Origin of the sequence: Helicobacter baculiformis (genome assembly GCF_900197685.1) — a bacterium.
In the GTDB taxonomy this organism is placed as follows: Bacteria; Campylobacterota; Campylobacteria; order Campylobacterales; family Helicobacteraceae; genus Helicobacter; species Helicobacter baculiformis.
On the sequence record NZ_FZMF01000012.1, the window covers coordinates 25,249 to 51,097 of the forward strand.

The 25,849-nt window shown below is 45.3% G+C and carries 24 protein-coding genes; 21 read left to right on the forward strand and 3 right to left on the reverse strand.

Translation table 11 applies throughout. The features are described 5' to 3' along the window. The first annotated feature begins 1 nt into the window (after nucleotide 1). The 9 genes from trmB (at nucleotide 2) to C6G87_RS02265 (ending at nucleotide 8,861) form a co-directional block, all read left to right on the forward strand. Nucleotides 2-1,174, forward strand: coding sequence for a tRNA (guanosine(46)-N7)-methyltransferase TrmB (gene trmB / locus C6G87_RS02225; RefSeq protein WP_104751916.1), 1,173 nt, complete (start codon nucleotides 2-4; stop codon nucleotides 1,172-1,174). After that, a complete protein-coding gene (locus C6G87_RS02230; protein WP_104751917.1) occupies nucleotides 1,171-1,842 on the forward strand; it encodes a cell division ATP-binding protein FtsE in 672 nt (223 codons plus the stop codon). Before trmB ends, C6G87_RS02230 begins: the two co-directional genes overlap by 4 nt. After that, nucleotides 1,829-2,638, forward strand: a complete 810-nt coding sequence (locus C6G87_RS02235; protein ID WP_104751918.1) for a cell division protein FtsX — start codon at nucleotides 1,829-1,831, stop codon at nucleotides 2,636-2,638. The genes C6G87_RS02230 and C6G87_RS02235 overlap by 14 nt, the downstream gene beginning before the upstream one ends. Next, a complete protein-coding gene (locus C6G87_RS02240; protein WP_104751919.1) occupies nucleotides 2,635-3,885 on the forward strand; it encodes a murein hydrolase activator EnvC family protein in 1,251 nt (416 codons plus the stop codon). Before C6G87_RS02235 ends, C6G87_RS02240 begins: the two co-directional genes overlap by 4 nt. A gap of 57 nt (nucleotides 3,886-3,942) precedes the next feature. Then, a complete protein-coding gene (locus C6G87_RS02245; protein ID WP_104751920.1) occupies nucleotides 3,943-4,311 on the forward strand; it encodes a flagellar protein FlaG in 369 nt (122 codons plus the stop codon). A 26-nt stretch (nucleotides 4,312-4,337) separates the two neighbouring features. Further along, entirely contained in the window at nucleotides 4,338-6,401 is a 2,064-nt protein-coding gene (fliD, locus tag C6G87_RS02250) for a flagellar filament capping protein FliD (protein ID WP_104751921.1), read from the forward strand. Between the two features lie 29 nt (nucleotides 6,402-6,430). Further along, entirely contained in the window at nucleotides 6,431-6,814 is a 384-nt protein-coding gene (gene fliS, locus C6G87_RS02255) for a flagellar export chaperone FliS (protein ID WP_104751922.1), read from the forward strand. After that, the gene (locus C6G87_RS02260) at nucleotides 6,798-7,031 is read left to right on the forward strand and encodes a hypothetical protein (protein WP_104751923.1); all 234 of its coding nucleotides are present in this window, start codon (nucleotides 6,798-6,800) and stop codon (nucleotides 7,029-7,031) included. The genes fliS and C6G87_RS02260 overlap by 17 nt, the downstream gene beginning before the upstream one ends. 483 nt (nucleotides 7,032-7,514) lie before the next feature. Then, nucleotides 7,515-8,861, forward strand: coding sequence for an outer membrane family protein (locus C6G87_RS02265; protein ID WP_233708962.1), 1,347 nt, complete (start codon nucleotides 7,515-7,517; stop codon nucleotides 8,859-8,861). On the opposite strand, the gene C6G87_RS02270 is transcribed toward C6G87_RS02265, so the two are convergent. Both C6G87_RS02270 and C6G87_RS02275 read right to left on the reverse strand, forming a co-directional pair. Beyond that, on the reverse strand, nucleotides 8,862-9,500 hold the full coding sequence (locus C6G87_RS02270) for an ATP-binding cassette domain-containing protein (RefSeq protein ID WP_104751925.1): 639 nt from the start codon (nucleotides 9,498-9,500) through the stop codon (nucleotides 8,862-8,864). It abuts the gene before it with no gap. Beyond that, nucleotides 9,500-10,786 carry an apolipoprotein N-acyltransferase gene (locus tag C6G87_RS02275; RefSeq protein WP_267892684.1) on the reverse strand — a complete coding sequence of 429 codons (1,287 nt, stop codon included), beginning with the start codon at nucleotides 10,784-10,786 and terminating at the stop codon, nucleotides 9,500-9,502. The genes C6G87_RS02270 and C6G87_RS02275 overlap by 1 nt, the downstream gene beginning before the upstream one ends. 128 nt (nucleotides 10,787-10,914) lie before the next feature. Between C6G87_RS02275 and C6G87_RS02280 the strand changes: the two genes are divergently transcribed. The 11 genes from C6G87_RS02280 to C6G87_RS08945 are packed head-to-tail and all read left to right on the forward strand — an operon-like array spanning nucleotide 10,915 to nucleotide 21,745. After that, the gene (locus tag C6G87_RS02280) at nucleotides 10,915-11,484 is read left to right on the forward strand and encodes a CvpA family protein (RefSeq protein WP_104751927.1); all 570 of its coding nucleotides are present in this window, start codon (nucleotides 10,915-10,917) and stop codon (nucleotides 11,482-11,484) included. Nucleotides 11,485-11,488: 4 nt separating this feature from the next. Further along, nucleotides 11,489-12,979: a lysine--tRNA ligase gene (lysS, locus tag C6G87_RS02285; RefSeq protein WP_104751939.1), complete on the forward strand. Its 1,491-nt coding sequence runs from the start codon at nucleotides 11,489-11,491 to the stop codon at nucleotides 12,977-12,979. 1 nt (nucleotide 12,980) lies between these two features. Then, a complete protein-coding gene (locus C6G87_RS02290) occupies nucleotides 12,981-14,225 on the forward strand; it encodes a serine hydroxymethyltransferase (RefSeq protein WP_104751928.1) in 1,245 nt (414 codons plus the stop codon). A 9-nt stretch (nucleotides 14,226-14,234) separates the two neighbouring features. Then, entirely contained in the window at nucleotides 14,235-14,777 is a 543-nt protein-coding gene (locus C6G87_RS02295; RefSeq protein ID WP_104751929.1) for a DUF1882 domain-containing protein, read from the forward strand. A gap of 27 nt (nucleotides 14,778-14,804) precedes the next feature. Continuing rightward, the gene (locus C6G87_RS02300; protein WP_104751930.1) at nucleotides 14,805-15,815 is read left to right on the forward strand and encodes an SPOR domain-containing protein; all 1,011 of its coding nucleotides are present in this window, start codon (nucleotides 14,805-14,807) and stop codon (nucleotides 15,813-15,815) included. A 55-nt stretch (nucleotides 15,816-15,870) separates the two neighbouring features. Further along, nucleotides 15,871-16,245, forward strand: a complete 375-nt coding sequence (locus C6G87_RS02305; protein WP_104751931.1) for a RidA family protein — start codon at nucleotides 15,871-15,873, stop codon at nucleotides 16,243-16,245. A 3-nt stretch (nucleotides 16,246-16,248) separates the two neighbouring features. Beyond that, nucleotides 16,249-17,490 (forward strand): NAD(P)/FAD-dependent oxidoreductase, encoded by a 1,242-nt coding sequence (locus C6G87_RS02310; RefSeq protein ID WP_104751932.1) that lies wholly within the window; start codon nucleotides 16,249-16,251, stop codon nucleotides 17,488-17,490. After that, entirely contained in the window at nucleotides 17,487-18,842 is a 1,356-nt protein-coding gene (locus C6G87_RS02315) for an alanine/glycine:cation symporter family protein (RefSeq protein ID WP_104751933.1), read from the forward strand. Before C6G87_RS02310 ends, C6G87_RS02315 begins: the two co-directional genes overlap by 4 nt. Beyond that, nucleotides 18,823-19,959: an alanine racemase gene (gene alr / locus C6G87_RS02320; RefSeq protein ID WP_104751934.1), complete on the forward strand. Its 1,137-nt coding sequence runs from the start codon at nucleotides 18,823-18,825 to the stop codon at nucleotides 19,957-19,959. Before C6G87_RS02315 ends, alr begins: the two co-directional genes overlap by 20 nt. A 59-nt stretch (nucleotides 19,960-20,018) precedes the next feature. Next, nucleotides 20,019-20,180 (forward strand): GmrSD restriction endonuclease domain-containing protein, encoded by a 162-nt coding sequence (locus tag C6G87_RS08940; protein ID WP_199767606.1) that lies wholly within the window; start codon nucleotides 20,019-20,021, stop codon nucleotides 20,178-20,180. A gap of 32 nt (nucleotides 20,181-20,212) precedes the next feature. Next, nucleotides 20,213-21,745, forward strand: a complete 1,533-nt coding sequence (locus C6G87_RS08945) for a DUF262 domain-containing protein (protein ID WP_199767607.1) — start codon at nucleotides 20,213-20,215, stop codon at nucleotides 21,743-21,745. On the opposite strand, the gene C6G87_RS02330 is transcribed toward C6G87_RS08945, so the two are convergent. Further along, on the reverse strand, nucleotides 21,742-22,137 hold the full coding sequence (locus C6G87_RS02330; RefSeq protein WP_104751935.1) for a DUF1104 domain-containing protein: 396 nt from the start codon (nucleotides 22,135-22,137) through the stop codon (nucleotides 21,742-21,744). The two genes, C6G87_RS08945 and C6G87_RS02330, sit on opposite strands and share 4 nt — an antisense overlap. 105 nt (nucleotides 22,138-22,242) lie before the next feature. Between C6G87_RS02330 and C6G87_RS02335 the strand changes: the two genes are divergently transcribed. Next, nucleotides 22,243-25,743 (forward strand): N-6 DNA methylase, encoded by a 3,501-nt coding sequence (locus tag C6G87_RS02335; protein WP_233708964.1) that lies wholly within the window; start codon nucleotides 22,243-22,245, stop codon nucleotides 25,741-25,743. The last annotated feature ends 106 nt before the right edge of the window (nucleotides 25,744-25,849 follow it).

A 25,849-nucleotide genomic window follows, 5' to 3' on the forward strand; every position in this document is an offset into this window, starting at 1 on the left:
CATGCCTCATTTTAGCGCCACTCGGGCTAATCTGCCTGCTTTTCCTTTCGAGCAAGAGGGGGTGTGTTTCTTATACCGCGCCCAAAGCGTGCTACATGCACAGATCGCTTTGATTCGCGTACGGGTGCGTGGGATAAAAAACTATGATTTTTGCCTTTACCAGATCACGCAACCACAAGGGTATTTATTCAAGGCTGAAAAATCTACACGCCCTATTCCTGTGGGAGTGCTGCAACAAGCGTTGCGAGTTTTAGCGTGTCATTGTACGCTTGTGCGAGGGAATTTAGGCGCGCATATGTACCAAGAAAGTCCGTATTTACTAGAAGGAGCACAACTAGCCTGTTTTGAAACATTTCATTTAGAAATTGGCTTTGGTTCGGGGGTGCATTTACTCCAAAAAGCCCAGCATAACCCTAAACAGGTCTATGTGGGTGTGGAAATTCATACTCCCAGTATAGAGCAAGTCTTGCGTCAAATAGAACTCTTAAGACTGCATAATCTCTACATTATGCGCGCGGATGCGCGTGCGCTTTTAGAAGTCTTGCCCGCGCAATCTTGTTTGAGCTTGGATTTACACTTTCCTGTACCTTGGGACAAAAACCCTACAAGGCGCGTCATGGCAACGCGCACTTTAGCACACATATTGAGAGTATTGGTTGATAAGGGGCTTTTTTGGTTACGCACGGATAGCTTAACTTATTTTAAGCAAAGCTTGGATTTGGTGCTAGAGTTGGAGAGTTGTGCATGCAAAATTGCTAAAAATGCCCCCGCACCTATCAGCAGTAAATACGAAACGCGTTGGATTAAGCAACGCAGAGAAATTTATGATTTATGTGTGTGGGCATGCCATATCCAAGCTACCACATCGATAAAAAATATGTGCTTAGAAACAACGACACATGTGAGAGGTGTGCCTAGAAATCTAGATTTTGTGTTAAAACATAGGCTTGTCAAGGGAGTTGATTACTTTTTACACATCCAAGATGTGTTAGAATATGCACAGCTTTGGATTTTAGTATTAAGTTTGGGGGATTTTGGCACCCCCACTAATAAAGTCGCGGTGTGGAATCGAGAGAGTGGCGTGTTGGAGTATGTGGGGGGTGCGCCTTTAAACACCCAGTCTAATGTTCTAGCACACCAGCAGTTGCAAGAAATTTTGGTGGAGGCGTTGTGAGCAGTATTGTGGTAGCGAGGGATTTATCCTTGGGCTATAAAAAGGATGAATGGGTGATTCGGGGGGCAAATTTGAGGGTGGAGCGCAAGGATTTCGTGTTTATTTCTGGACCTAGTGGGTGTGGAAAGAGTACGCTGTTGCGTTCTTTGTATGGCGATCTTCCCTTGTTGGGGGGAAGTTTAGAAGTGTGTAATATTAATGTAAATCGTGCCTCTAGGGCGTTTATTAACGAGTTGCGTCGCCATATTGGGGTGGTGTTTCAGGATTATAAATTGATTGAAGAGTGGACCGTGGAGCAAAATATTAAATTGCCCATGCTCATTAATGGGTATCGCAAAGAGGAGTGCAATATTCAAGCGGAGAAACTCTTAGCGCATGTGGACTTGCTTTATAAGTCTAACCGCTATCCTTTAGAACTCAGCGGAGGGGAGCAGCAACGCGTGGCAATGGCGCGTGCTATTGCCCATAAACCTTTTTTAATTCTTGCTGATGAACCTACGGGCAATTTGGACGACTACTCTAGCGACATGATTTGGAGTTTACTTAAAGGAGCGAACAAGCAGCTAGACATCACGATCGTCGTGGTAACCCACCGCATCCCGAGCAATTTCAATGTACCCTACCGCAAGATTTATATTAAAGACGGAGAGGTACATGAATACACTTAAGGAACATTTAGCGTTTTTATTACCCCTGATCGCCTTACTTGTTGGTTTGGAAAGTGTGTTGTGGATTCAACGCGCGCTCAATATTCGTGAAACGCAACTTTCCAAAAACTACACAATTGCTATCGTAAGTCAACAGAAGTTAAGTTTAGAATTTATCCGCCAAAATATTCGATCAAGCGCTACGCTGGAAATTATCAGCCCAGATGCACTTTTAGAGAGATTACAGCAGAATATTAGCCCCAGTAGTTTAGCTAATCTTAAAAAAAGCTTACCCTTCTTCTATTCGCTTAAATTACAGCATTTTCCCACTTCTGAGGAACTCAAACACATTCATGACAGATTACTAAGAATACCGGGGGTTTCTAGAGTAGAAGTTTTTAGCAAAACTCACGATCAAGAATACCGCCTCTTGCTTTTGCTCAAAGAGAGCACTTTAGTTTTTGCCTTTTTAGTGGGTTTGCTTTCCATCTTACTTTTGATCAAGCAGGTGAGTGTATGGAATCTACAATACTCTAAACGCATTGAGATTATGGAACTCTTGGGCGCACCTATGCGGATCAAAAATGGCTTTTTATTCCGTTTGGCTTTGGTGGATTCGGTGTTGGCAAGTGTAGGGGTGCTGCTGGGGAGTTTATATTTAAATTCTCAAGAAAAATTTCAGATTATTTTGAATACTTTAGAGCTCCACAGCGATCTTTTTGTATGGCATGAGGATTTGGCAATCTTCTTAGGAGCATCGCTGAGCGTGTCCTTAGCCTGCGTGTGGATCGTGGTGGTCCAAAGGAGAAGCACATGAAAGTTTGGCGCGTTGCGCTTGTCATGGGATGGCTATGTGTAGGACTTGGGGCGGAAGGGGATGGCATTGAAGAAATCCAGCGCAATATCAACCTCAACACCAATAAGCTTCAAGAAACCACTGCTGAGAAAAATAAACTGAGCAACCATCTAACCACTTTGGGCAACGCAATCAATCAAAAATACCAGCAAAGCCAAGAACTTGCTAGACAAATTCAGAGTATCCAAAAAAGCATTGATAAGAACCAAGCCCAAAGTCAGGCGCAGGAAAAATCTTTGGGAGAGTACCGCCTCTATCTTAATAATCTCAAGCAAAATCGCCTCAAGATTCAAGATGAAATAACCACACTTCTGCTAAAAGATGTGATTTTTGCGTTGGTATTGGAGACACAACATCTAGTTAGCACTGAAGATTTGATGCTTCAAGAAGTTTTCAAGCGTATTAACCAACGTTCTAAGAACCAGCTTGCTACTCTCAATCTACAGGAAGAGCAGATCGCAAGCAAGATCACCCAACTTTCTAACAATATTAACCAAATCAGCTCCACTATCAACGCCCAAAAAGATCGCAAGCGTAATTTACAACTTGTAGTGGAAGCACAGCGAAAGATTATCGAAAGCATGCGCGCTGAATTGACGCTCTACAATAAGAAGTTAGAAACTTTAGATAAAGAACGCAAGGGGTTAGATCAGCTTTTGGCTTCTTTAAACATTGTCAAACTTGCGAAGGAAAAAGAAATTGCCCGTGTGCAAAAAGAACACGAACAGATACCTAAACCAGCTCTTGAAGGCATTGAAGCTCCCATTGAAGTAAGACAGGTAGCAAGCTCCTACCATGATATTTTAACTATTACCTACAGAGGACCTAAAACTATTTCTCCCTTGAGCAGCTATAGAGTGGTGCAGAAATTCGGACCTTATTTTGATCCTGTCTACCGCCTCAAAGTTTTTAATGAGTCGGTAACTCTAGTGCCCACTAAACCCAACGCTGTGGTGCGTAGCGTCTTTGATGGGCGGGTCGTTTATGCTAAAGAAGTGCCCATTTTAAAGAAAGTCATTATCATCGAACATAAAGATGGCATGCATACAATCTATTCGCAGCTGGACAAGATTGCGCCTACCATTCGACATGGCTTATATGTACAAAAGGGCTATGTGATCGGACGGATTGACCAACGCTTGAGTTTTGAAGTTACCCTTAAAGACAAACATATTAACCCTCTAGAACTTATTGCACGAATCCAGTGATTCATGACATTAAAAACAACATAATAATGCCGATCTAGCTGTATTTAAGGAGAGCCCATGTCCGGCGATATTGCTAGCATCTCTGAAATAAAGCCCCATGTTTTGCCCAACACTATTATCAGCAAAGCCGATTTGCATGTCGAGTCGTCCAAACATGATTTTGACAAAAAGCCCGAGACGGATTCCATCGCCCAGGAGTTAAAGGAACAGGATTTGCAGAAGATCAGCAAAGACCTTAATGAGAAGATGAAGCGCATGCATTCAGATATCACCTTTAGCTACAATGAAGACATTGGGGGCTTGGTGGTTACAATTAAAGACGATCATGGAAATAGGGTGATTCGTGAAATTCCTCCTCAGGAAGTGATCAAGTTGACGAAGAAAATGCGCGATATTGTAGGAATTCTCTTTGATAAAAAGGGTTAGAGAGAGTGCAGTATGGGAAGTGAATCATGGCAATAGGGCAGTTGAGTTCTTTAGGACTTGGGAGCAAAGTTTTAAATTATGATGTGATTGATAAGCTTAAAAAAGCAGATGAGAACATGATGGTAAAGCCCATCGAGAAAAAGATGGAGGCAAACCTAGAAAAGCAAAAAGCGCTTGTTGAGATTGAAACCCTCATCTCCAATCTGCGATCTCCTGCCAAAGCCTTGAGCGACTATTCTACTTACACGGCTCGTAACACTAATGTAACCGGTGATGCACTTAAAGCTAATGTTAGTGCAGGTATTCCCCTTCAAAACATTAGGGTTGATGTTGAGAGTTTAGCGCAGGGGGATATTAACGAAGTGGGTACACATTTTAGTTCACGTGATGATGCGTTTAGCCAGTTTGATACCACCTTGCGTTTTTATACCAATCACCAAAATTACGATGTCAAAATCAAAGCGGGTATGAGTGTGGGGGATGTAGCACAGGCGATTACAGATGCCACTGATGGTAATGTGATGGGGATTGTGATGAAAACAGGAGGTAATAAGCCCTACCAGCTCATGATTAATGGCAAGAACACGGGTGCAGATAACCGCGTCTATTTTGGCTCTAGTGTGATCTCTCATTTAAGCAGTGATGCCCCTATTAGCCTGGGACTCAAGAACGACACCAAGCCTGAGGACGACTTTTTTATCAAAGTCTATGACGCACAGAATAACCCTGTGGAGATTCCCATTGCTTTGGAATTGGGTGCACAAAATTCTGTGGAGAGTAAGAATGAAGCCTTGCGTGCAGCGATCCAAAAGGCTTTGGAAGACAACCCAACAACTAAAGCTCTTGTAGAAGATGGGCATTTGAATGTAGGGGTGATCAACGATGGCAAATCTTTGGTTATCAATGATAAGCGAGGCTTAGCGGTGGAGGTGGGGGGCGCTAAGGCGCATGAGTTAGGCTTTATTCAAGAGAAATCTCAGGCAGAGGGAGACCTCCTCAAGGCAACGACCGCCCCCAAATCCGGAGCAATCAAAGGCATAATTAGCGTGAATAGTCAAACTTTAGATTTGGGGGCGATCACCAAGTCTAGCAATTCTAGCGAACAAAACGCCCAAGCCCTAGCCCAAGCCCTTAGCCAATTAGAAGGGGTGCATGCCTCTGTAGGGAATGATGGCAAACTCATTTTGAATAGCACTAGCGGGCAGTTGCGTTTGAGTGGGACAAATGCGCAGGGCAAACTAGGGCTTAGTGCTTTGGGTCTCTCTGAAGGATTTGTGCGCTCTTATGCCAATGCTCAAGACTTATTTGCAATTAAAAATCTCCAAAGCGCTGGAGATGCTAAATTTACCTACAACGGCGCCACCATCACCCGTCCCACTAACGAAGTTAATGATGTCATTAATGGCGTTTCTTTAAGCTTATTAGGCACTACAGAGCCGGGCAAACCAGTTACAGTAAGCATTACACGCGATGATAAGGCAATCATTGATAATGTTAAGGAGTTTGTCAAAGCTTATAACGCTCTCATTCCTAAGTTAGATGAGACAACACGCTATGACCCGGATACTAAAATTGCCGGGATTTTTAATGGAGTGAGCGATATACGCACGATTCGCTCGTCTTTGACTAATGCGGTTACTTTTACGCTTACGACCAGTAAGGGCGTGGACAGCTTAATGAAATACGGGATTATGCTCGATGAACATGGCAAGATGAGTTTAGATGAAAGTCGTCTTTCTAGTGCCGTTAGCGCTGATCCTCAAGGTACGCAGGATTTTTTCTATGGGAGTGATAATAAAACTATTGGAGGGAAAGAAGTCCATCAAGATGGGATTTTTGAGCGTGTAGATAAAGTTTTGTCGAATTTGGTCGATGGTGGTAATGCGCGTTTGAAGCTCTATGGAGACTCTTTAAACCAAGATGTTAAGGCTTTGAGAAAGGATAAAGAGAACGCTATGGATCTTTTGAAAACGCGTTATGATACCATGGCTGAGCGTTTTGCCGCCTATGATGAGCAGATTTCTAAGGCTAACAAGTCTTTTAATGCCGTGCAGATGATGATTGATCAAGCAGCGGCTAAGAAGAACTAGTGCCAACACCACATTACAAAAGGGAAGCGATGTTTAGGGCAAATGCATATAATATTTACCAGCAAAATTCGGTTACCGTGGAATCCCCAGCGCGGCTGATCGAAATGCTCTATGAAGGCATCTTAAAGTTCTGTGCACAAGCACAGCGACATATTGAGGCAGGCGATATTGAAAAGAAGATTCTTTATTTGAATAAAGTAACTGATATTTTTACCGAGCTCTTAAATGTCTTGGATTACGAGCGCGGGGGTGAAGTAGCGGTTTACTTGACCGGGCTTTACACCCATCAAATTAAGGTGCTCACTCAGGCGAACTTGGAAAATGATAGTGAGAAAATTGGGTTGGTGATGCGTGTGGCTAGGGGACTTTTAGAGGCATGGCGGGAAATCCATCAGCATGAATTGGGTCGATAAGCTTAAGATAGCGCTTTTAGAAAATAATCTTTCTAAAGCCTTTGCTTTGGTGGAGAGTTGTCCTTTTGTAGAAGGCGATGGCACAGATTTAGAGACCCTACAGACGGCTCAAGAACTGATCTTTCAGACTCTTGAGCGGCTTAAAGAGGCACAAGGGGCTTTGGGTGTCCAAATGCGCCAACTCAGAGCTGCTCAGAGATTTTTAGATATTTCATAAACCTGATCATATTGAAATTGGGGGTTTTGAAGCTTTGGGTTACTTGCGGGAGCATGCGATGCAACACTTTCCAAGAGAGGTTGCTTGAACTGATCACAATAATAGTTTGAATCCCTCCTCTTACAAGCTCGCGCGTCGAAGTCCCCAGCTTTAGCTATGAAGATAAGGTGTTTTTGTATTATGGTGTCCGCCATAAAGTCGGGGACTCAACTCTTGAAGTAGGGGCTGTGAGACCCGTCTAGCGGGCAAGTCTTGATGATCCCAATAGCTTTAATGGGGGGTATGCCAAAAGCATGTACAGCCCATTAATATACTTTTTATCGCTGAAGGCCGGGGGATCAGTGGTGTCAATCCATCTTAGGCTTAACTCTGCAGATCGCACACTCTTTTTGAAAATCAGTTGCGCGTACAACGCGCCATATTAGCACACTTTGCATTATTTTAATGGTAAAATTTCTCATTCCAATTTCACAAGGTAACATCTTGAAGCCCAAAAGCCCTCTAGTGCTCTTACTATCTCTCTCCCATTTGTGCGCTTTTGATTATAAGATCGGCGGGCGTATCGGATCATTCTCGCGCATTGGTTTTAATAATTCCCAAATCAATTCAGATAAGGGGATTTACCCCACGGGTAGCTATGTTACCGCTGTGGGAGCGTTACAAATTGATGCCAATCTGCTCCCTGAATCCATGGGCGCACATAAGCTTAGCGCAGGGCTTGGGGGTGAATTGGGCGGATTGGCTTTTGACTCGACTAGGACACTGATTGATCAAAGCGATCCTAATGCAGGATTCCAACCTGCTAGTTGGTATTATATGGGGCGTTGGCAGGGGTATTTAATGGATGCACCATGGCATAAATCGCGCTATGGCAACAATGTTAACACCCGAAACTATGTTCTCTACAGCGCTTACATTAGTTACTCTTATAAGAATATTGTAGGCTTTAATGTGGGGCGCTATCGTAGTCGTGCGCTTTTCTTGAGTGGTTATAATCAGGGCTTTGAGTGTTTTGTACGGAAGGGAGCTTGGCGCTTGGAGTGGTTTAGCAGTTATGGACGCGGACGCGCGAACCTGCAATATATTCGAGATTTTTATGCGCCTGTACAATATCGCTATCCTGATGGGCGACGCATCAACTATGGTATGCACGCAATCAATCTCTTTTGGAGTCGAAAGTCTTGGGATATCCAAGCCTTCTTATGGTTTTATCCTAAAGACTTTAGCGCTCCAGAAGGACAAATTTCTTATGATACCAAGCAAAACTTAGGCACTTGGCGTATCCAAAATCATTTTTATTTGTGGTTTCCTATTTATAGCCACGCTCTAGCTTCCACCTACTGGCGCGGAAATCTGATTGGGCGCTTTACAGCCTCCTTTTTATTCCAACAAAATTTTCTTATCTCTAATTACCACTTTGGTTGGAGTCTTTATAAGAATTTTGGAAACGCTAATGCTAGAATTGCGCGTTTTGGTACACCCATTAATTACGATACCAAAGACAACACCCCCTATGAAGGGCGTTTAGATAATCTCTATAATAGCAACGCAATCACAATAGTTGCGCGGGGTGGGGGCACTTATAAAAAATTTTCTTGGGAAGTCTTGGGACGGCTCACTTATTCTCCCCGCGCCAATGAAGAAAGTCTAGGCTTAACTTGTTTTTACAATATTACCAAGAGCATCCGTGCGATGCTCCGGGTGAATTACTATGAGGTATCCATGCACCGGGGCTACAAGGTTGGCTATTTTGGCGCGCCCAATTTGGACTTTGCCCCCACCACTCAAGATCGCTCTTATGTGATGACTTCTATTAGCTATAAAATGTGATCAAAGCAATCTGAGTCGTTGTTGTTCTAGCAAATAAATGCGGGTACAATCGCGCGCCATCTTTTCATCATGGGTAGCTAGAATGAGCGCGCCTTGATGGGCATGGATGTAATCGCGCATGGTTTGCATCACCGCCATAGCGGTGGTGTTGTCCAAATTGCCCGTAGGTTCGTCCGCAAAGATGATTTTAGGTTTCTTGGTGAGAATGCGCGCAATGGAGAGGCGTTGTTGCTGCCCTCCGCTGAGCTCCCCCACGCTTTGAGAGAGCAGCTGTGCGATCCCCAATGTTTCTAGCAGCGCGGTGTCTATGGGCTGTTGGGTCAAAATAGAAGCCACTTGCAGATTTTCTAACGCGTTAAAGCCCTTGAAAAGGTAATGGGCTTGGAAGATGATCCCAATTTGGTAACGGCGGATGTGCAAGAGAGTCTTCATGGGCAGGGCGTAGATATTCTCATGTTCGAGCAAGCGCACCACACCCTTTAAGGGCTTTAACATGGTAGAGAGGTGGTTGAGCAGGCTAGATTTCCCACTCCCACTCACCCCTAAAAGCGCGATGGATTCTTGAGCCTTGAGCCGTAAATGCAAATCTTGATAAAGCCAATGTTCAAAGCGATGGCTAATGTGGGTGGCTTCTAACATTAAAACCCTTTATTTTGATCGCCCAACAGAGTGGGCGTTAAGATGTAAGAGGGCGATAAATTGGTGCTGTGTATGATGGTTTTGTGGAAACGGCGCGCGTAGTACTTCAAAAGCATGCGCTGTAAAAAGGGCTCAATGCTGGGTACAAACCACGCGTTATTGCTGATCACCACAAAGGTGTCTGGGCTATGGGGGTAGGCAAGCGCAGAAGTGCCTTCATAGCACACAAGAGGGCGGAATTTAAACCCCTGAATGTCAAAATCTCTAAAAGAAGCCCCACTCCCCAAGCTGAAAGAACTTGCACCAAAGAAAACTTTTTCTAAATAGTCGGCTAAAAATTTGGGCAGGGGCATTTTTTCTCCAAAGGGAGCTAGGATCACCTTGTGGGCATATTGATAGCTCTTATTGGCAAAGACATAGGTAGAATTGTACAATGTGTGATCTGCTTGTGTGAGCGCGCCGGTGATGATGGTGATGTGCGCGCTCAATTCTAGCAAGGTGGGGAGTAAGTTGCTGGTATTGAGCACAAAGGGGAAGGCGGTTTCAGGCAAGATCACCACCTGTTTTTGTTGAGCGATCGCTCTACGGATCATCTCTAAATTATGATTCACAATCTCTTCTAAGTGCTGTTGTTGCCATTTGAGATCTTGGGCGGTGTGGGTGGTGGCAACTTTGAATTGGCTAAAAGTGTTATGGGGCACATTGGAGGCATGCCAGTCTAAACTCAGAGCAAAGAGGGTACAGGCTAAAAGCTTAGGATAAAGGTGGGTAGAGGTTTTAAGAAATAAAAAGCGTTCGTTTTCATGGGGCTTGAGTAGGGCGATAGCCATGAGCACACAAAGAAAACTCAATTTATCCACCTTAAAGACAGAGTAGGCAAACAAGGACTCCGGGACAAACCAATCAAATCCAAAGGGGTGGATGTAGCTAGCTAACCACAAAGTTAGCACGCGATAAATGGGTGAAGAACGCCAGCACAGAAGGTAAAAAACCCCCCCATAACACAGGGCGATTAGAATCATCATAAGCGGGATAAGAAAGGCATAATCGCTGTATCTAAAACTCAGCGCACACCAGTAAAATAACCCTAAACCCACTAAAAAACCAAAGCTAAAGGATCGCTGTTTCTCTACTTGCAAGCACGCAAAGATACTTAAAGGAGCGAGTAAACTTTGGGCGCCTGTCAGTATCAAGGGATGCTTTGTAAGCATAGAACCCACATACACAGGTGCCAAAAATAGCAAGGCTAGTCCCCAATGTGTATGGGACAAAAGCCAGCCCCACACATAATATTTTAGCCTTAGCGATGGCAACTACGCTCCTTCTTCTATCTTAAGTCATTTATAATTTTAAGCTTACAGAGTTTATAATTCTAAGATAGATTGTCTTAAATTCACTTAGAAATGTGTAGTGTATGGATTATATTGATGTTGCGTTAGTGGCTGTTATTCTTATTGTGGGGATTCGCGGGTATTATAACGGACTTATTGACGAAATGGCGGGTATTTTGGGGATCGTGTGCGGGGTGTATCTAGGCTCACGCTACGCTTCTAATATGGGGGCGTTCTTCTCCACCCATGTGCATGATTTTCATAGCCCCTCTATGGAAAGTTTGATCGGCTTTACTTCCGTGCTTGCGGGGGTATGGATTTTATTCTTGATTGCAGGGGTTGTGGTGAGCAAAGCGGTAAGTTTCAGCAATCTTGGGGTGATTGACAAGGCTTTAGGCTTTGTCTTTGCCTGCGCAAAAATGTATTTGGTTTTTGCCTTCTTGCTCTATGGGGCGTCGCGCTTTGATTTTATGAAGTCTATGGATACCTACCTGCATGCCAATAGCCAGTTTTACCCAACCATGCAAGAAGTGGCCTCCTATGTGATGCAACGCCCAGAAATTCAAAAGTTAGGCAAAGCTATCCAAAATAGGGTTCAAGAAGTCAAAAAGAATGATTTAGAAACACCCACCACTACACAATCTCATGAGTAATTCTATGTTTGACAACCCCTATATCCAACAACGCCTCCACAAGGCAGAACAGTTACGCGCCCACGCTCTCAACCCCTATGAAAACCGCGCGCAGCGATCTCTAAGCAATGCGCAATTCTTGCAGACTTTTAGCGCGCTGGAGGCGGGGCAGAAAGAGACAACGAGCACGTACGCGCTAGTGGGGCGGGTGAAGTTCATCCGCTTGATGGGCAAGGCATGCTTTATTAAAATTGAAGATCAAAGCGCGTTATTGCAGGTCTATCTCTCACAAAATGACTTGGGCAAAGAAGCTTTTGATATTTTTAAAAAATGCGTAGAGGTGGGGGATATTCTCAATGTTGTGGGGTATCCCTTTGTGACTAAAACCAAAGAACTCAGTTTGCACGCGCTTTGCTTTAAGGTACTCACTAAAGCCATTGTGCCCCTGCCTGAGAAGTTTCATGGCTTGAGCGATATTGAATTGCGCTACCGCCAGCGTTCTATGGATTTGATCGCCAATCCAGAGGTGAAAGAGGTGTTTGTGCGCCGTAGCGCCATTGTGGCATGTGTGCGCGCTTTTTTTGAACAAAAAGGGTTTTTAGAGGTAGAAACCCCCATGATGCACCCCATTGCCGGGGGGGCAAACGCGCGCCCCTTTATCACCTACCATAACGCTTTAGAGGTGGAGCGTTATTTGCGCATCGCCCCGGAGTTGTATTTAAAACGCCTGATAGTGGGGGGGTTTGAAGCGGTCTTTGAAATCAACCGCAATTTTAGAAATGAGGGCATGGATCACTCCCATAACCCAGAATTTACCATGCTTGAATTTTACTGGGCGTATAAGACTTATGAAGATTTGATCGCCTTGACAAAAGAGCTTTTCAGCACTCTCTTAGAGCATTTGGGTTTGCCCACTAAGCTGGCGTATGGGGATGTAGAAATTGATTTTGAGGCGTTCTCCTGTGTGCCTTTCAAGCAGGCTTTAGTGGAGATTGGGGGGGTGCGCTCTGAAGCGCTAGAGGATGCCAATACCCTAAGAGCGTTCTTAGAAAAACAGGGCGTGGAGGTGGGGGGGGTGCTCTCCTATGCGCACTTGCTCGCGCAAGCCTTTGACGCGCTGGTAGAACCCAAGCTCATTAACCCTACCTTTATCACGCACTACCCTATTGAACTCAGCCCCCTAGCGCGCCGCAACGACACAGATCCTAATATCGCCGATCGTTTTGAACTCTTCATTGCGGGCAAAGAAATTGCCAATGGCTTTAGCGAGCTCAACGACCCCCTAGATCAATACCAACGCTTTGAAGAGCAGGTCAAAGCTAAAGAGAGTGGGGATGAAGAGGCGCAGTTTATGGACACCGATTATGTTTGGGCGCTAGGGCTTGGCATGCCCCCCACAGCCGGGCAGGGGATTGGCATCGATCGGTTGGTGATGTTGCTCACCAACGCGAAGAGTATTAAAGATGTGATCTTCTTCCCGGCCATGAAACCCTTAAAATCCAACCAAAGTGAGTGATATGGCTTTCCATTTACAAACAAGCGATCCGCAAATTTTTGATTTCATCTGCCAAGAATGGCGACGCCAAAACGAGCATTTGGAGATGATTGCTAGCGAGAATTACACCTTTGAAAGCGTGATGGAGGCGATGGGGAGTGTGCTGACCAATAAATACGCCGAAGGCTACCCCTCTAAGCGCTATTATGGGGGTTGCGAGGTGGTGGACAAGATTGAAGAGATCGCCATTGAGCGGGCTAAAAAGCTTTTTAATTGCGCCTTTGCCAATGTGCAACCCCATGCGGGCAGCCAAGCCAACATGACCATTTACCACGCCCTGCTCAAACCTCATGAGCGCATTTTGAGCATGGATCTGAGTAGTGGAGGGCATTTAACCCATGCCTCTCCGGTGAGCCTAACGGGCAAGCATTTTCAAGGCTTTTTTTATGGACTTAATCACGAGGGCTGGATTGATTATGATGAGGTCTTAAAGATCGCCAAGATTGTGCGCCCTAAACTCATTGTGTGTGGCTATTCTGCCTACCCTAGGGAGGTGGATTTTAAACGCTTTAGAGAGATCGCCAATGAAGTGGGCGCGCTCTTGATGGGTGATGTGGCGCATATTGCCGGGCTAGTGGTCGCTGGGGAGCACCCCCACCCCTTCCCCCATTGCCATGTGGTGAGCACCACCACACATAAGACATTGCGCGGTCCTAGGGGGGGCTTGATCTTGAGTGATGATTTAGAAGTGGCTAGCAAGATCGATCGTGCGCTCTTCCCGGGCTTGCAGGGGGGGCCTTTAATGCATGTGATCGCGGCTAAGGCGGTGGGGTTTTTAGAAAACCTCAAACCCGAATGGAGAGACTATATCATCCAAGTTAAACGCAATGTACAGGTTTTAGTCAAGGTGTTCTTAGAACATGGCTTTGATTTGGTGAGTGGAGGGAGTGATAACCATTTGCTGGTGATGCGCTTGCATGAGTATAGCGGCAAGGACGCACAAATTGCCCTCGATCGCGCCGGGATCACCACCAACAAAAACAGCGTACCCGGAGACACACGAAGCCCCATGCTCACCAGTGGGCTAAGGCTGGGTTCGGCTGCGCTCACCAGCAGGGGCATGCAAGAAGAGGACTTTCATTTCATTGGCAATAAAATCGTGGAGGTCTTGCAAGATGTCCAAAACAGCGCCAAGCACGCGCGCATTAGAGAAGAAGTGGTGGCGTTTTCTAAGCGTTATAAAACTTATGACACTCCGATTTTCTAAGGAAGTCGTATGGTAGAGATGGATTTACAGCTCATTAAAATGCAAACAAGCCACTACTTCGTACAGCAACCCGGTTTAGGGCGGCGCGTCACTTATTTGGGGCGTTGTTTCTATGACAAGTTTGAAAAAGTTGGGGCTAGTCTCACTTCTATGCTCATCCAAAAGCATTGGCGCAAGGAAATTACCATCGCGCATAACTTGATTTTGCCTAACAATAAGATAGAGAACATCGTCTTTGATTACAATGGGCGCAATACAGAGCGCTTTTACCACAAGGCGCAATTACTTCTAAGAGAAGAGGGGTATATTAATTTTACTGCCTATGAGAGCAAAACCCCCGGGCATTTGCATTTGTATATACACAAGGGGCATACGGAGCTTGGCGAGGGCTGCAGACTGGCTAAGACGCTTTCTATGAAACTCGCTCAGGGCTTGCCCAATGAATGGCGTGTCTTCCCCAATGGTGATCTCCCACCAGATTTCAATATCCTCATTCTGCCCTATGAAGTCTTTGCTAAAGAGAGGGGGGCGAGTTGGGCAAAGCACATGTAGTGCGCGCAGCACCTTAAAAGGATTCCCATGAACAAATCAGAATTTAATCAAGAGATCGATAATTCAGAACTTAAACATGATTTAAATAAAAAAATCAGTGAAGCTCTCAATGAACATGAGGCAAAAAGTTCCGGTCTCAAGAAAATTTTGCTTATCGCGGCCGTAGGACTTATTATTTTGGGGGTCGTGCTGGTCGTATTTTATAAGAGCACGCGCGAGCCACTTAAAAGTGCTTCTATCCCCGATGATGAGCATTTGCAAAGGGTAGGTAATCTCCACGATAGTACGCCCAATCAAAACAATTTTGAAAATCTAACTCTAGAGTCCTCTAACAATACAAAAAAGGAGGAAGATAGGTTTGATCAGATTGTTAGAGATATTCAGGCAAAGCAAGCACAGCAGGTACCAGAACCTTCTATTATGCTCCCGGCAAGCCCTCTAGACAAAAGCGTAAGCACTGCTTCTACGCCCTTATCCTCAAAACCCAAAAAAGAGGAGTTAAAACATAACGAGAAAAAATCTCTAGAAAAACACAGAGAGCACTCGGCTAGACCCAAGCATGAAAAGCATGAGAGGGAAAAACATAGCAGACATGAAAAAGAGAAGCATGAGAAGCTAGCGCACAAGACTCTTGAGAAGAAACCCGCCCCTAAGGTGGAACCTAAAAAAATAGTCGAAAAACCCAAAGAAGCTCCCAAAGTTGCCAAAGCAGAGCCGGTTAAAACCCCATCCAAAACTCCTATAAAACCACAGATGGAAGAAATCGCCATCGATCATGTTAAGGGGGAGAAGATGGGTGGTGTAAAAGCAGAACAGCCCAGTATTCCAAAAGGGTTTTACTTGCAAGTGGGCGTATTCAGCAAGACTCCCAACACAAAATTTATGGAGGCTTTTGTCAAATATCCCCATCAAATACAAGAACTTAAAGGGCAAAAGCGCTACTTGATCGGTCCTTATCCCACAAGAGAGCAAGCCGATGCTAAGCTTAAAGAGGTGAGTCAAGATGTGGGTAAGCCCGTACATATAGAGATCAAATAGCTGATCGGTCTTAGAGCGCAACTTACACAGAGTATGATGTCAAATAAGGAGATTTATGAAAAAAATACATACAGATCACGCCCCTAAGGCGATTGGACCTTATTCACAGGCGATTAAAAGCGGCGGGTTCGTCTTTGTCTCTGGACAGTTGGGCATTGACCCTAAGAGCGCAGAATTTGCCGGAGGTATTAAAGAGCAAACCAAACAGGCCATGGAGAACATGCGCGCCATTCTCCAAGAAGCGGGCTTAGATTTTGGCGCCGTGGTCAAAACCACCATCTTGCTCAAAAACCTAGAAGATTTTGGAGTGGTGAATGAGATTTACGGGAGTTATTTTCAAGAACCCTACCCCGCCCGCGCGACTTTTCAAGTAGCTAAACTTCCTAAAGACGGGCTGGTGGAGATCGAAGCAATTGCGCGTTGTGGGTGATTTATGCAAAAAGATATCATTATCATCGGTGGGGGCATTGTGGGTTTGAGTTGTGCCTACGCTTTGCACCATGCCGGCAGAAAAGTTACGCTGATTGAACAAAATGATGGGAGTTTTGGAACTTCTTTTGGCAATGCGGGCTTAGTTTCTGCCTTCAAGAAAGCCCCGCTTGCTAGTCCGGGTGTGGTGTGCGACACGATCAAGCTCATGCTCAAAGGGCAAGCACCCTTGAATATCCACTGGGGGCTCAACCCTCAACTCTATAAATGGCTGTGGAAATTTATCAGAAGCGCGAATGCGAAGTCTCTTAAGCGCACTTTGGCGCTCTTTGAACGCTATGGCACGATGAGTTTAGAGGTTTATCATGAGATGTTGGATCGGGGCATGGATTTTTGGTTTAAAGAAGATGGGCTCTTGATGATCTACACTCTCAAAGAGAATTTTGAGAAAAAACTCAAGGCGTGTACACACTACCCCGCGCATACCTATGAAATCTTTGATCCCAAAGCCACACTGGATTATATGCCCATCGCTAGAGAAGAGAATATTTGTGGAAGCGTTTTGCTCAAAGAAAACGCCCATGTGGACGCCCAAGAAGTGATGGAGAGTTTGCAGGGTTACTTGAAAAATGCGGGAGTGGAACTTTACTACAATGAAGAGGTTTTAGACTTTGAATTTAGTGGACAAAAGATCAGCGGTGTGTTGACCAACCATAATAAGTTTGAAGCCCACACCATCATTTTAGCCACAGGGGCTAACCCCTACTTGCTCCAAAAAACCCATAATCGCTTTTTGATGATGGGCGCTAAGGGCTATAGCATCACCTTTAAAATGCCCGAAGAGCTCAAGCCCAAGACCTCTTCTCTCTTTGCAGACATCTTTTTAGCCATGACCCCGCGCCGTGAGAGTGTACGCATCACTTCTAAGCTTGAACTCAACACCACCGATCCGGGCATTGTGCGCGCCCAAATTGAAAACATGAAGAAGAATTTTGCCACCTTCACACATCCCTTTGAAATGCAAGAACCCAAAGAGTGGAGCGGGTTTAGACCCCTTACCCCTAATGACATCCCCTACTTGGGCTATGACGCGCACTATAGTAACCTCATCCACGCCACAGGCTTAGGCTGGCTGGGCATCACCTTTGGACCGGCAGTGGGCAAGATCATCGCCGATCTCATCGCTTGTGGATGCAATGAAAAGAGCGCGGATATTATGCTCTTTTCTGCCTTTTTTAGAGAATGAATGCGCTCAATTCTTTCTTAGAGATTGTCAGAGAATGGGTGTGGGGGTTGCCCTTATTAGTCTTGTTAGTGGGCACGGGCTTGTTTTACACCTTCTTGCTCAGGGGGATTCAATTTAGCAAGGCTATCCATGCCTTCAAGGTGCTTTACACGCGCGACAAACACTCCCATGGCGATATTTCGCAATTTTCTTCTTTAATGCTCTCCATTGGGGCGACTGTGGGCATTGGGAACATTATTGGGGTGTCTTTGGCGATCGTGATGGGGGGAGCGGGGAGCATTTTTTGGATGTGGATAACGGGTGTTGTAGGCATGGCGACCAAGTACGCCGAGGGGGTGCTTTCTTTAAAATACCGCGAGGTGGGCAAGTTTGGTTATAAGGGCGGTCCGATGTATTACATCAAAAACGGGTTGCACATGCCCAAACTCGCCTTTGTTTTTGCCCTCTTCACTTTGATCGCCTCCTTTGGGATTGGGAGCATGACTCAGGCAAATGCGGTTTCTTCTATTCTCTTACACCATGCCTCTATGCCCACTTGGCTTTCTGGTTTCATCATCACCGCTATTACGGGTTTCATTTTGATGGGGGGGATCAAATCCATCAGCAAGTTTAGCGATTATTTTGCGCCCTTCATGGTGCTCTTGTATGTGCTCACCACTTGCTATATCGTGCTCACCCATCCTAGCGCAGCCTTGGACGCGCTAAAACTCATTGTGTCGCAAGCTTTTCACCCTCAACCGGTCTTAGGGGGTGTGGTTGGGGGAGTGAGCTTGCTCACCATTGTAGAGATTGGGGTGTCTAAGGGGCTCTTTTCTAATGAGGCGGGCATGGGGAGTGCAGCCATTGTAGCGGCCGCTTCTAAGAGCGCACACCCGGTCAAGCAAGCCCTCATCACCATGCTACAACCCCTCATCATCACAATGGTGGTCTGTACCTCCACCGCACTATTGGTGCTCATGACTCCGGTTTATCACCAACTCCATGACGCCAGTTTGCTCACTTATGAGAGTGTGCGCTATTTCTATCCTAATGGGGGTTGGATTGTCTTTGCCTCTATTATTTTCTTTGCCTATTCTACAATAGTCGGGTGGGCTTATTATGGGGAGCGTAGCATTGAATTCACCTTTGGGGATCGCTACATTTTCCCCTACCGCATTCTCTATCTTATCACCATCTTTATTGGGTCGATCACCAAGCTAGAATTTGTGTGGAATTTCTCTGACATCGCCAACGCTTTAATGGCAATCCCCAATTTGATCGCCCTACTCTTGCTCCATAAAGTCGTGGTGGCTGAAACCAAGTCTTATTTTAGCGCGTTGCAACAGGGTGTCTATGCTCCCCACGCGCGCTAGCTATGTGGAGGTCAACACCCACGCCCTAGTACATAATTTTCAAGTCATGCGCGCTTTGCTGGGGGCTAAGATGAGCATCATGGCGGTGGTGAAAGCAAATGCCTATGGATGTGGCGCGCTAGAGGCAAGCCGTGTCTTTGTAGAGCAGGGGGTGGAGTATTTGGGGGTAGCGACCTTTGATGAAGCCCTAGAATTGCGCGCGTGCTTTGAAAAAGTGCCCATTCTCATTCTAGGCTTCACTCCAGATCACATGGCACAAGAGCTCATCCAAGCCAATATCACCCAAACCCTCTTTTGTGAAAAACAGGCGCGCCATTTTTCACAAACCGCGCTCAAATTGGGGCGCAAACTCAAGGTGCATATCAAAATAGACACGGGCATGAGCCGTTTGGGTTACTTCCCCACCCCCAAAGCCGCGCACGCCATCGCCCAAATCGCCCAGCTCAAGGGGCTAGAACTAGAGGGCATTTTCACCCACCATAGCAACGCGGACGCGCTCTATAAAAATTACGCCCAAAAACAAGCCGAACAATTTGTAGCATTTGTCGATCAACTCAAAGGCATGGGATTAGAGTTTAAATACCAGCACATGGCTAATAGCGCGTGCGCACTGAGCATGCCCAGCTATGGCATGAATTTAGCCCGCGTGGGGCTAGCTCTCTATGGCTTACACCCCTCTATTTACACCCAAGACGCTCTAGAGAAAAAGGGTTTTGCTTTGCGCCATGTCCTCACCCTCAAAGCCCAGATTGTGAGTTTAAAAGACATCCCGGCGGGGAGATTGGTAGGCTATGGGGAGGATTACTATTGCATGAAAAACACCCGCGTAGGGGTTTTGCCCTTAGGCTATGGGGATGGGTTTTCTAAAATCTTGGGCAATAAAGCGTGGGGGCTCTTGCATGGGCAAAAAGTGCCCATCATCGGGGGGGTGTGCATGGATCAATGCTTTATTGATGTGGGTAGTATAAAGGCACAAGAGGGCGATGAGGTGATTCTCTTAGGCGATCCTGCAAGTGGGGCGATGGGGGCTGGGGACATTGCCAAAATCTTAGGTATCATCAATTATGAAGCTATCACCATGCTCACCAAACGCCTCCCACGCGTGTATTTGTCCTAAATAAATTTTTTTATGCTAAGCTTCCGGCTTCAACTTTTTCATGGAGGTGCTTTATGGTGATGATGAAAACGGAGAAGAAGAGTATTTTAGAATATCTGTCTCAAAATAGATTTGTCATTCCCGTTTTTCAAAGACATTATGCTTGGGGAGAAGATCAGTGCACACAGCTTTGGGAAGACATTGTAGCGTTCTTTGAGGGGGGGGCGATAGTGCTCAACTAGAGGATGACCCCTATTTTTTAGGCTCAATTGTCATGTACTCCTTTCAGGGGGTTAAGGAGCAATACATCATTGATGGGCAACAGCGCACCACAACTTTTGTTCTCCTGCTTAGAGCCATGCATGCCAAGCTTTCCAATGAGAATAACACCAATATAAAGGGAGTGATAGATAGCATCCAGTCCTGTTTGTGGCGTGTCGATCACATCACCAAAGAGCCCGACTACAACGCCCCTCATTTGCGCAGTGAGGCGGTTGCTGATGAAGAGCGCGCAATTTTGGAGCGTATCTTAAAAGAGGGGTTGCCTACAGAAGAGTTAATAGATGATAAAAATGCTTCCAATTACGAGAAAAATTACCGCTATTTTTGCCAGCAACTAGATGAGTTTGCTAAAGAACACCCTAATAGTTTCCATGCGTTCTGCGTGTGCGTATTGCGCGCTTGTATTGTACTCCCCATTGGGTGCGAGGGACCAGATGGAGAGATGAGTTTAGAGTTTGCCCTGCGTATTTTTCACATCTTAAATGCCCGCGGACTTCCTTTAAACGATGCCGACATTTTTAAAAGTGTGATTTTTACTTATAGGAAAGGGCAGGAGAGAGAGGCTTTTATCCAACGCTGGAAAGAGCTAGAGCAAGTAGCCGATATAGAATTTCTCTTTAGGCAATACATGCATGTGGTGCGCGCGCAAAAAGGAGATAAGAATCGTGAGATTGCCCTAAGAACTTTCTTTTTAAACAAACATAAACAGATGTTGCAAGATGGCTCTATCATGCGAAACATTGAAACACTCGATCGATTTTGGCGTGAGGAAGAGGTTTGTTCCAAATACAGCCTCAAATCGCTTCAATTTTACGATATTTTGTATCTCACCGAAAGCGAGTATTGGAAGTGTTTAGATTCTGCATATTACATGTATTGCCTAGAAAGAGGCAAGGATTATTTCAAAAACTGCGAAGAGTTTTTGATGCGTTTGTGCGCACATCTCTTGCTCTACAGCATCAGCAAAAAAACCATCAGCTTTAAAAATGTGATTTACAACGCCTACACTTCCTTATACAAAACCGGCACTATGGATTTTCACGCCGAAAGCAAAGACATTTTAGAGGGCAGGATTCTATCCGCGAGGAAAAGTGAGCGCAATTTCCGCGACCTTTTTAACACCTCTAGCAAATCTAGCAAGAAGCTTACTAAGGTCTTGTTGGCTCTTAACATGTATTTAAAATACCCTCAAGAAGCAGTAGGCATATGTGATCAGGCGCAGATTGAGCACATCTTCCCTCAAACCACGCAGTGGCGCAGGAATTACACCGGCTGGGATAAGACTAAGGCTAAACCTTTTATTGAGTCCATTGGTAATAAGATATTGCTAGAAAAACCCCTCAATATCAAAGCCAGCAATGGGTATTTTGATGATAAGAAAGTCCAATACGCTAAGTCTAACTTTGCAGAGGCTCAAGCCTTAGCCAGACTCCCTCAAAGTGATTGGTTGCAACAGGATATCGAAGCACGCAACGAGGAGATTTACACGCGCTTACACACTTTCTTTAAGCAGTATGCGATCTAATGAGAACTCTTAGGGGCGCACCAAACACGGCGTTCTTTGCCCGTGCAGATGTCAATATTCAAACCCATCGCCTCAAGCTCTTTGGAGCTGTGTTTCTTTTTAGCTTTAGCTAGATAGCCACGCACTTGTTCACGCATGTGCGAAAACTCTTTCCAGCTTATTTTGCTCAAATTCGCCCGCGCGCTCTGAGCAAAAGCCTTTTTAAACTCCTTTTGATGCCCCTCATCAAGCGATCTCAAGCGTTTCACCACTTCCATGCGATAATTCAAGGCTTGACTAGCCGGCAGAGTGCCCGCGATTTTAAGCAATTCCTCATCGCTCAGCTTGGCAAAATCATGCCCCCAAGTCAGCCCCACCGCCAAAGAAGCCAACAATAAAGCGCGTTTATACATACCAATCCTTTTAGAATAGATGACCCGAAATCCTAACATGGATTGTGCGCATTGCTTGAGTCTTTTTATCCCCTTTAAGCTACAATACTCCCTTTTTAAAGGGACATGGTGATCAGCGAACACAACTTAAAAGACATCTTAAACTCTCTAGGCTTTGAAGCACGCAAGGGCGAGGTTTTTGAATACACTTACCCCAATAACGCCCAAATTTGCGTAGATTTCAAACACAAAAAAATCGCCTACTCTCCCCTAGATCATCGTTTTAAAGAGGGCGATTACCCTAGCAATGATGATCCTAGCACAGGCTTTATTATCCACCGCAACACCACGACTAATTTTAGCTCTAATGAAAACTTTGTGTGTTTGGTGGCGGTGCATAAGCTCCTAGAAAAGGGATACGCCCCAAAGCACATCATTTTAGAACCCACCTTTAAAGTGGGGCATAACCAACAAGTCTATGGGGATATTTTAGTGCTCAATCAAGAATTTAACCCCCTTGTGCTCATTGAAAATAAAACTTATGGGAATGAGTTTAGCAAGGCATGGAACGCCACGCTCAAAAATGGCGACCAGCTCTTTAGTTATTACGCCGTGCATAAAATCCCCTACCTGTGCCTACTCACTTTCAAAGACGCGCACACAGCTGACATGCGCTTAATTTCTATGCAGGACAATCCCGAACATTTAGAGCGTTTGAACCGCGATTGTAAGCAGGAGGACAAAAAACGCGGCTTTGCAGACTCGAGCAACACCAACGCCAAAAGCTATTTTGAAGTCTGGAGTCAAACCTATTCAAACGCCTTCACCACGAAGGGCATTTTTGAAGAAGACATCCAAGCCTACAATATCGGCAAAACAAAATACAGCCTTGAGGACCTACGCGCCGTCTCTGCCGATCAAATCTCAAGCATTTACCACGAATTTGCCACCATCTTACGCCACCATTCTATTGGCAATTACGAAAACAGCTTTTATATCCTTGTGGATTTGTTCTTGTGTAAGGTGATTGATGAAATCAAAAACCCTAATGACCTACAATTCACCTACAAGGGCGTGATCTCAGACAACCCCTTTTTGTACTGCGACAGACTTTTAAACCTCTATGAAATGGGCATTAAAGAACTCTTTAATAAACAGGTCATCAATGTTAAAAAAAGCGCCATTGGCGATCTCTTTAAAGAAGCCCAGCGTTATGAAGGCAAGTTTAAAGAAAAATTAGACGACATCTTTGATCAACAAAAATACTTCAACATCAAAAAGTTTAATTTTATTGAGGTGGAAAACTCCGAAGAGTTTTACCTCAACTTTAAAGTCCTCGTGCAAGTGGCTGGGCTTATCGCCGACCTGCACTTGAGCCAAAGCCAAAATAACCAATTCTTAGGCGATCTGTTTGAAGGCTTTTTAAACCGCCACATCCACCAAACCGAAGGGCGTTTTTTCACCCCCACGCCCATCACTAATTTTATCATCCACTCCTTGCCCCCCCTGCCAAATCACCCCAAAGTTTTAGACTTTGCTTGTGGGGCGGGGCATTTCTTAACCGAGTTTATGGCGCGCCACAAGGACGCGAAAGTCTATGGCATTGAGAAAAACAAAGACCTCTCCAAAGTCGCCAAACTCGCCTGCATTTTTCACAACCCCAAAAGCCAAAGCCAAGTGATTTTTCAAGACGCGCTAGACTTCATCGCCCCCCGATATGCTAAAAGCTTTGAGCTAGAAAGCTTTGATTGCCTTCTCTCCAACCCTCCCTATTCTGTGAAAGGGTTTTTAAGCACGCTCGAGCCTAGCGCGCTGAACCCCTTTAGCCTAAAAAGTGGCATTGACCCCAAGAGTTATGAAAACAATAACTCCATTGAATGCTTCTTTTTAGAGCGCGCTTTGCACTTTCTTAAAAAGGGGGGGATATGCGCGCTCATACTGCCTGTGAGCGTCTTACAAAAGGGGGGGCTGTATGAAAAAACCCGCGCCCTCTTGCTAGAAAATTTTAAACTGCTCTGTATTGTGGAACTTAATTCGCGCACCTTTGGGAGCACGGGCACGCAGACGATCATTTTATTCGCCCAAAAGGCGCAAAAATACAGCACCGATTTATTGGACGCGCTGACTAAAGCCAATTTTGAAGAAAAAAAGCTTGAAAAAGACTTCAAGCAAACAGAGTTTTTAAAAGAATATTGCGCCTTTAGGGGCTACCCTTATGCGGACTTTAAAGCCTTCATGACGGACAAAAACTTAAATCCAGCCCTAGAGCAGAGCTTTAGCGAGTATTTTAGCGATTTTGAGAGTAAAGAGCCCAAAACCTTTAAAAAAAAGCTCCCCACAGAGGGACTTAAACAAGAGTGGTTTAAAGCTTCTAGCTTTTATGCCAAAGACCCCAAGCAAGAGGGCAAAGCCCAACAAAACGCGTATTTTAAAAGCAAAGACTACCAAGACACCTTAAAGGCATGGCAAAGAGAGCAAGCCCTAGAGCAAATGCACGCCCTAGAGTTAGAAAAAATGCACCTCTTTGCTCTCATTCAAGGCGAAGAGGTGCTGATTCTCAAAAGCCCTCCGGATAAAAAGAGCGATAATAAAAACAACAAGGCTAAGATTGTAGAGTTCTTGGGCTATGATTGGAGCAAGCGCAAGGGCGATGAGGGCATCAAATACACCAGCGCGCAAACAGAGGACCTAGAGAGTCAGGCACTAGGCAATGTCCAAAGTATCAAGCACATACAAACCCCCCTTTACAACCCCCAAAACCCAGAGGACCCCACCAAACTAGCCTATGCCTTTAAAAGCTTTATGCACGCTGTGCGCACCAACACCCCCCGCCCTAATTTAAGCCCCTATAGGGACCCAGACCCCGCAGGTTACCAACTCTTTAGCGCGCCCTTAAGGGAGTTGATAGACTTTTCTAAGGCAGTGCTAGATAGAGCGATTAACTTAACCCCCAAACAAGCCAGCCTTAACCCCTTTGAGGGGGGCAAGTATGGGTTAGTCAAAATCAAATCGCTATGTAACATAGGTAGAGGTAGAGTTATTAGTCATAAGGACATAGAAGCCAATAAAGGAGAATACCCCGTATATTCATCACAGACAAAAGATAACGGGATTTTGGGTTATCTAAATACTTATGATTTTGAGGGTGAATATGTTACATGGACTACTGACGGCATTTATGCCGGGACTTGCTTTTACAGAAGCGGAAAGTTTAACTGCACGAATGTATGCGGAACATTAAAGATTATAGATGAAGGTAAGATACACCATAAATTTTTGTCGCTAGTCTTAAACTTGGCTACACCGAATTATGTTGTTAAGTCTGCCAATCCTAAGCTAATGAATAATGTAATGGCTGAAGTTAAAATCCCCCTACCCCCCCTAGAGGTGCAAGAGCAAATCATTACAGAATGCGCCCAAGTGGAAAAACGCTATGCTGAGGTGCGTATGAGTGTGGAGCAGTATAAAGCCTTGATTCAAGCCGTGCTAGAGGCTTGCGGAGTGTGCGGGGCGAAAAATGGGGGGGGGGGGGGAGAGAAGGCCCTCAAAAACCCAAAAAACCAAAGGGGCCTTAACCTAGAGGCGGTAAAGAACAAACCCACAGACCCAAAACTAGAGAAGTTGTAAAACCTAGCCCAAGCTTTGCCCACCCCACCAGGGGGGGGACGGAAGGCCAAACCCTTAAAAGGAGCCGCCCTTTACCCCCAAGATACAAATTTACACGCCCTCCTCC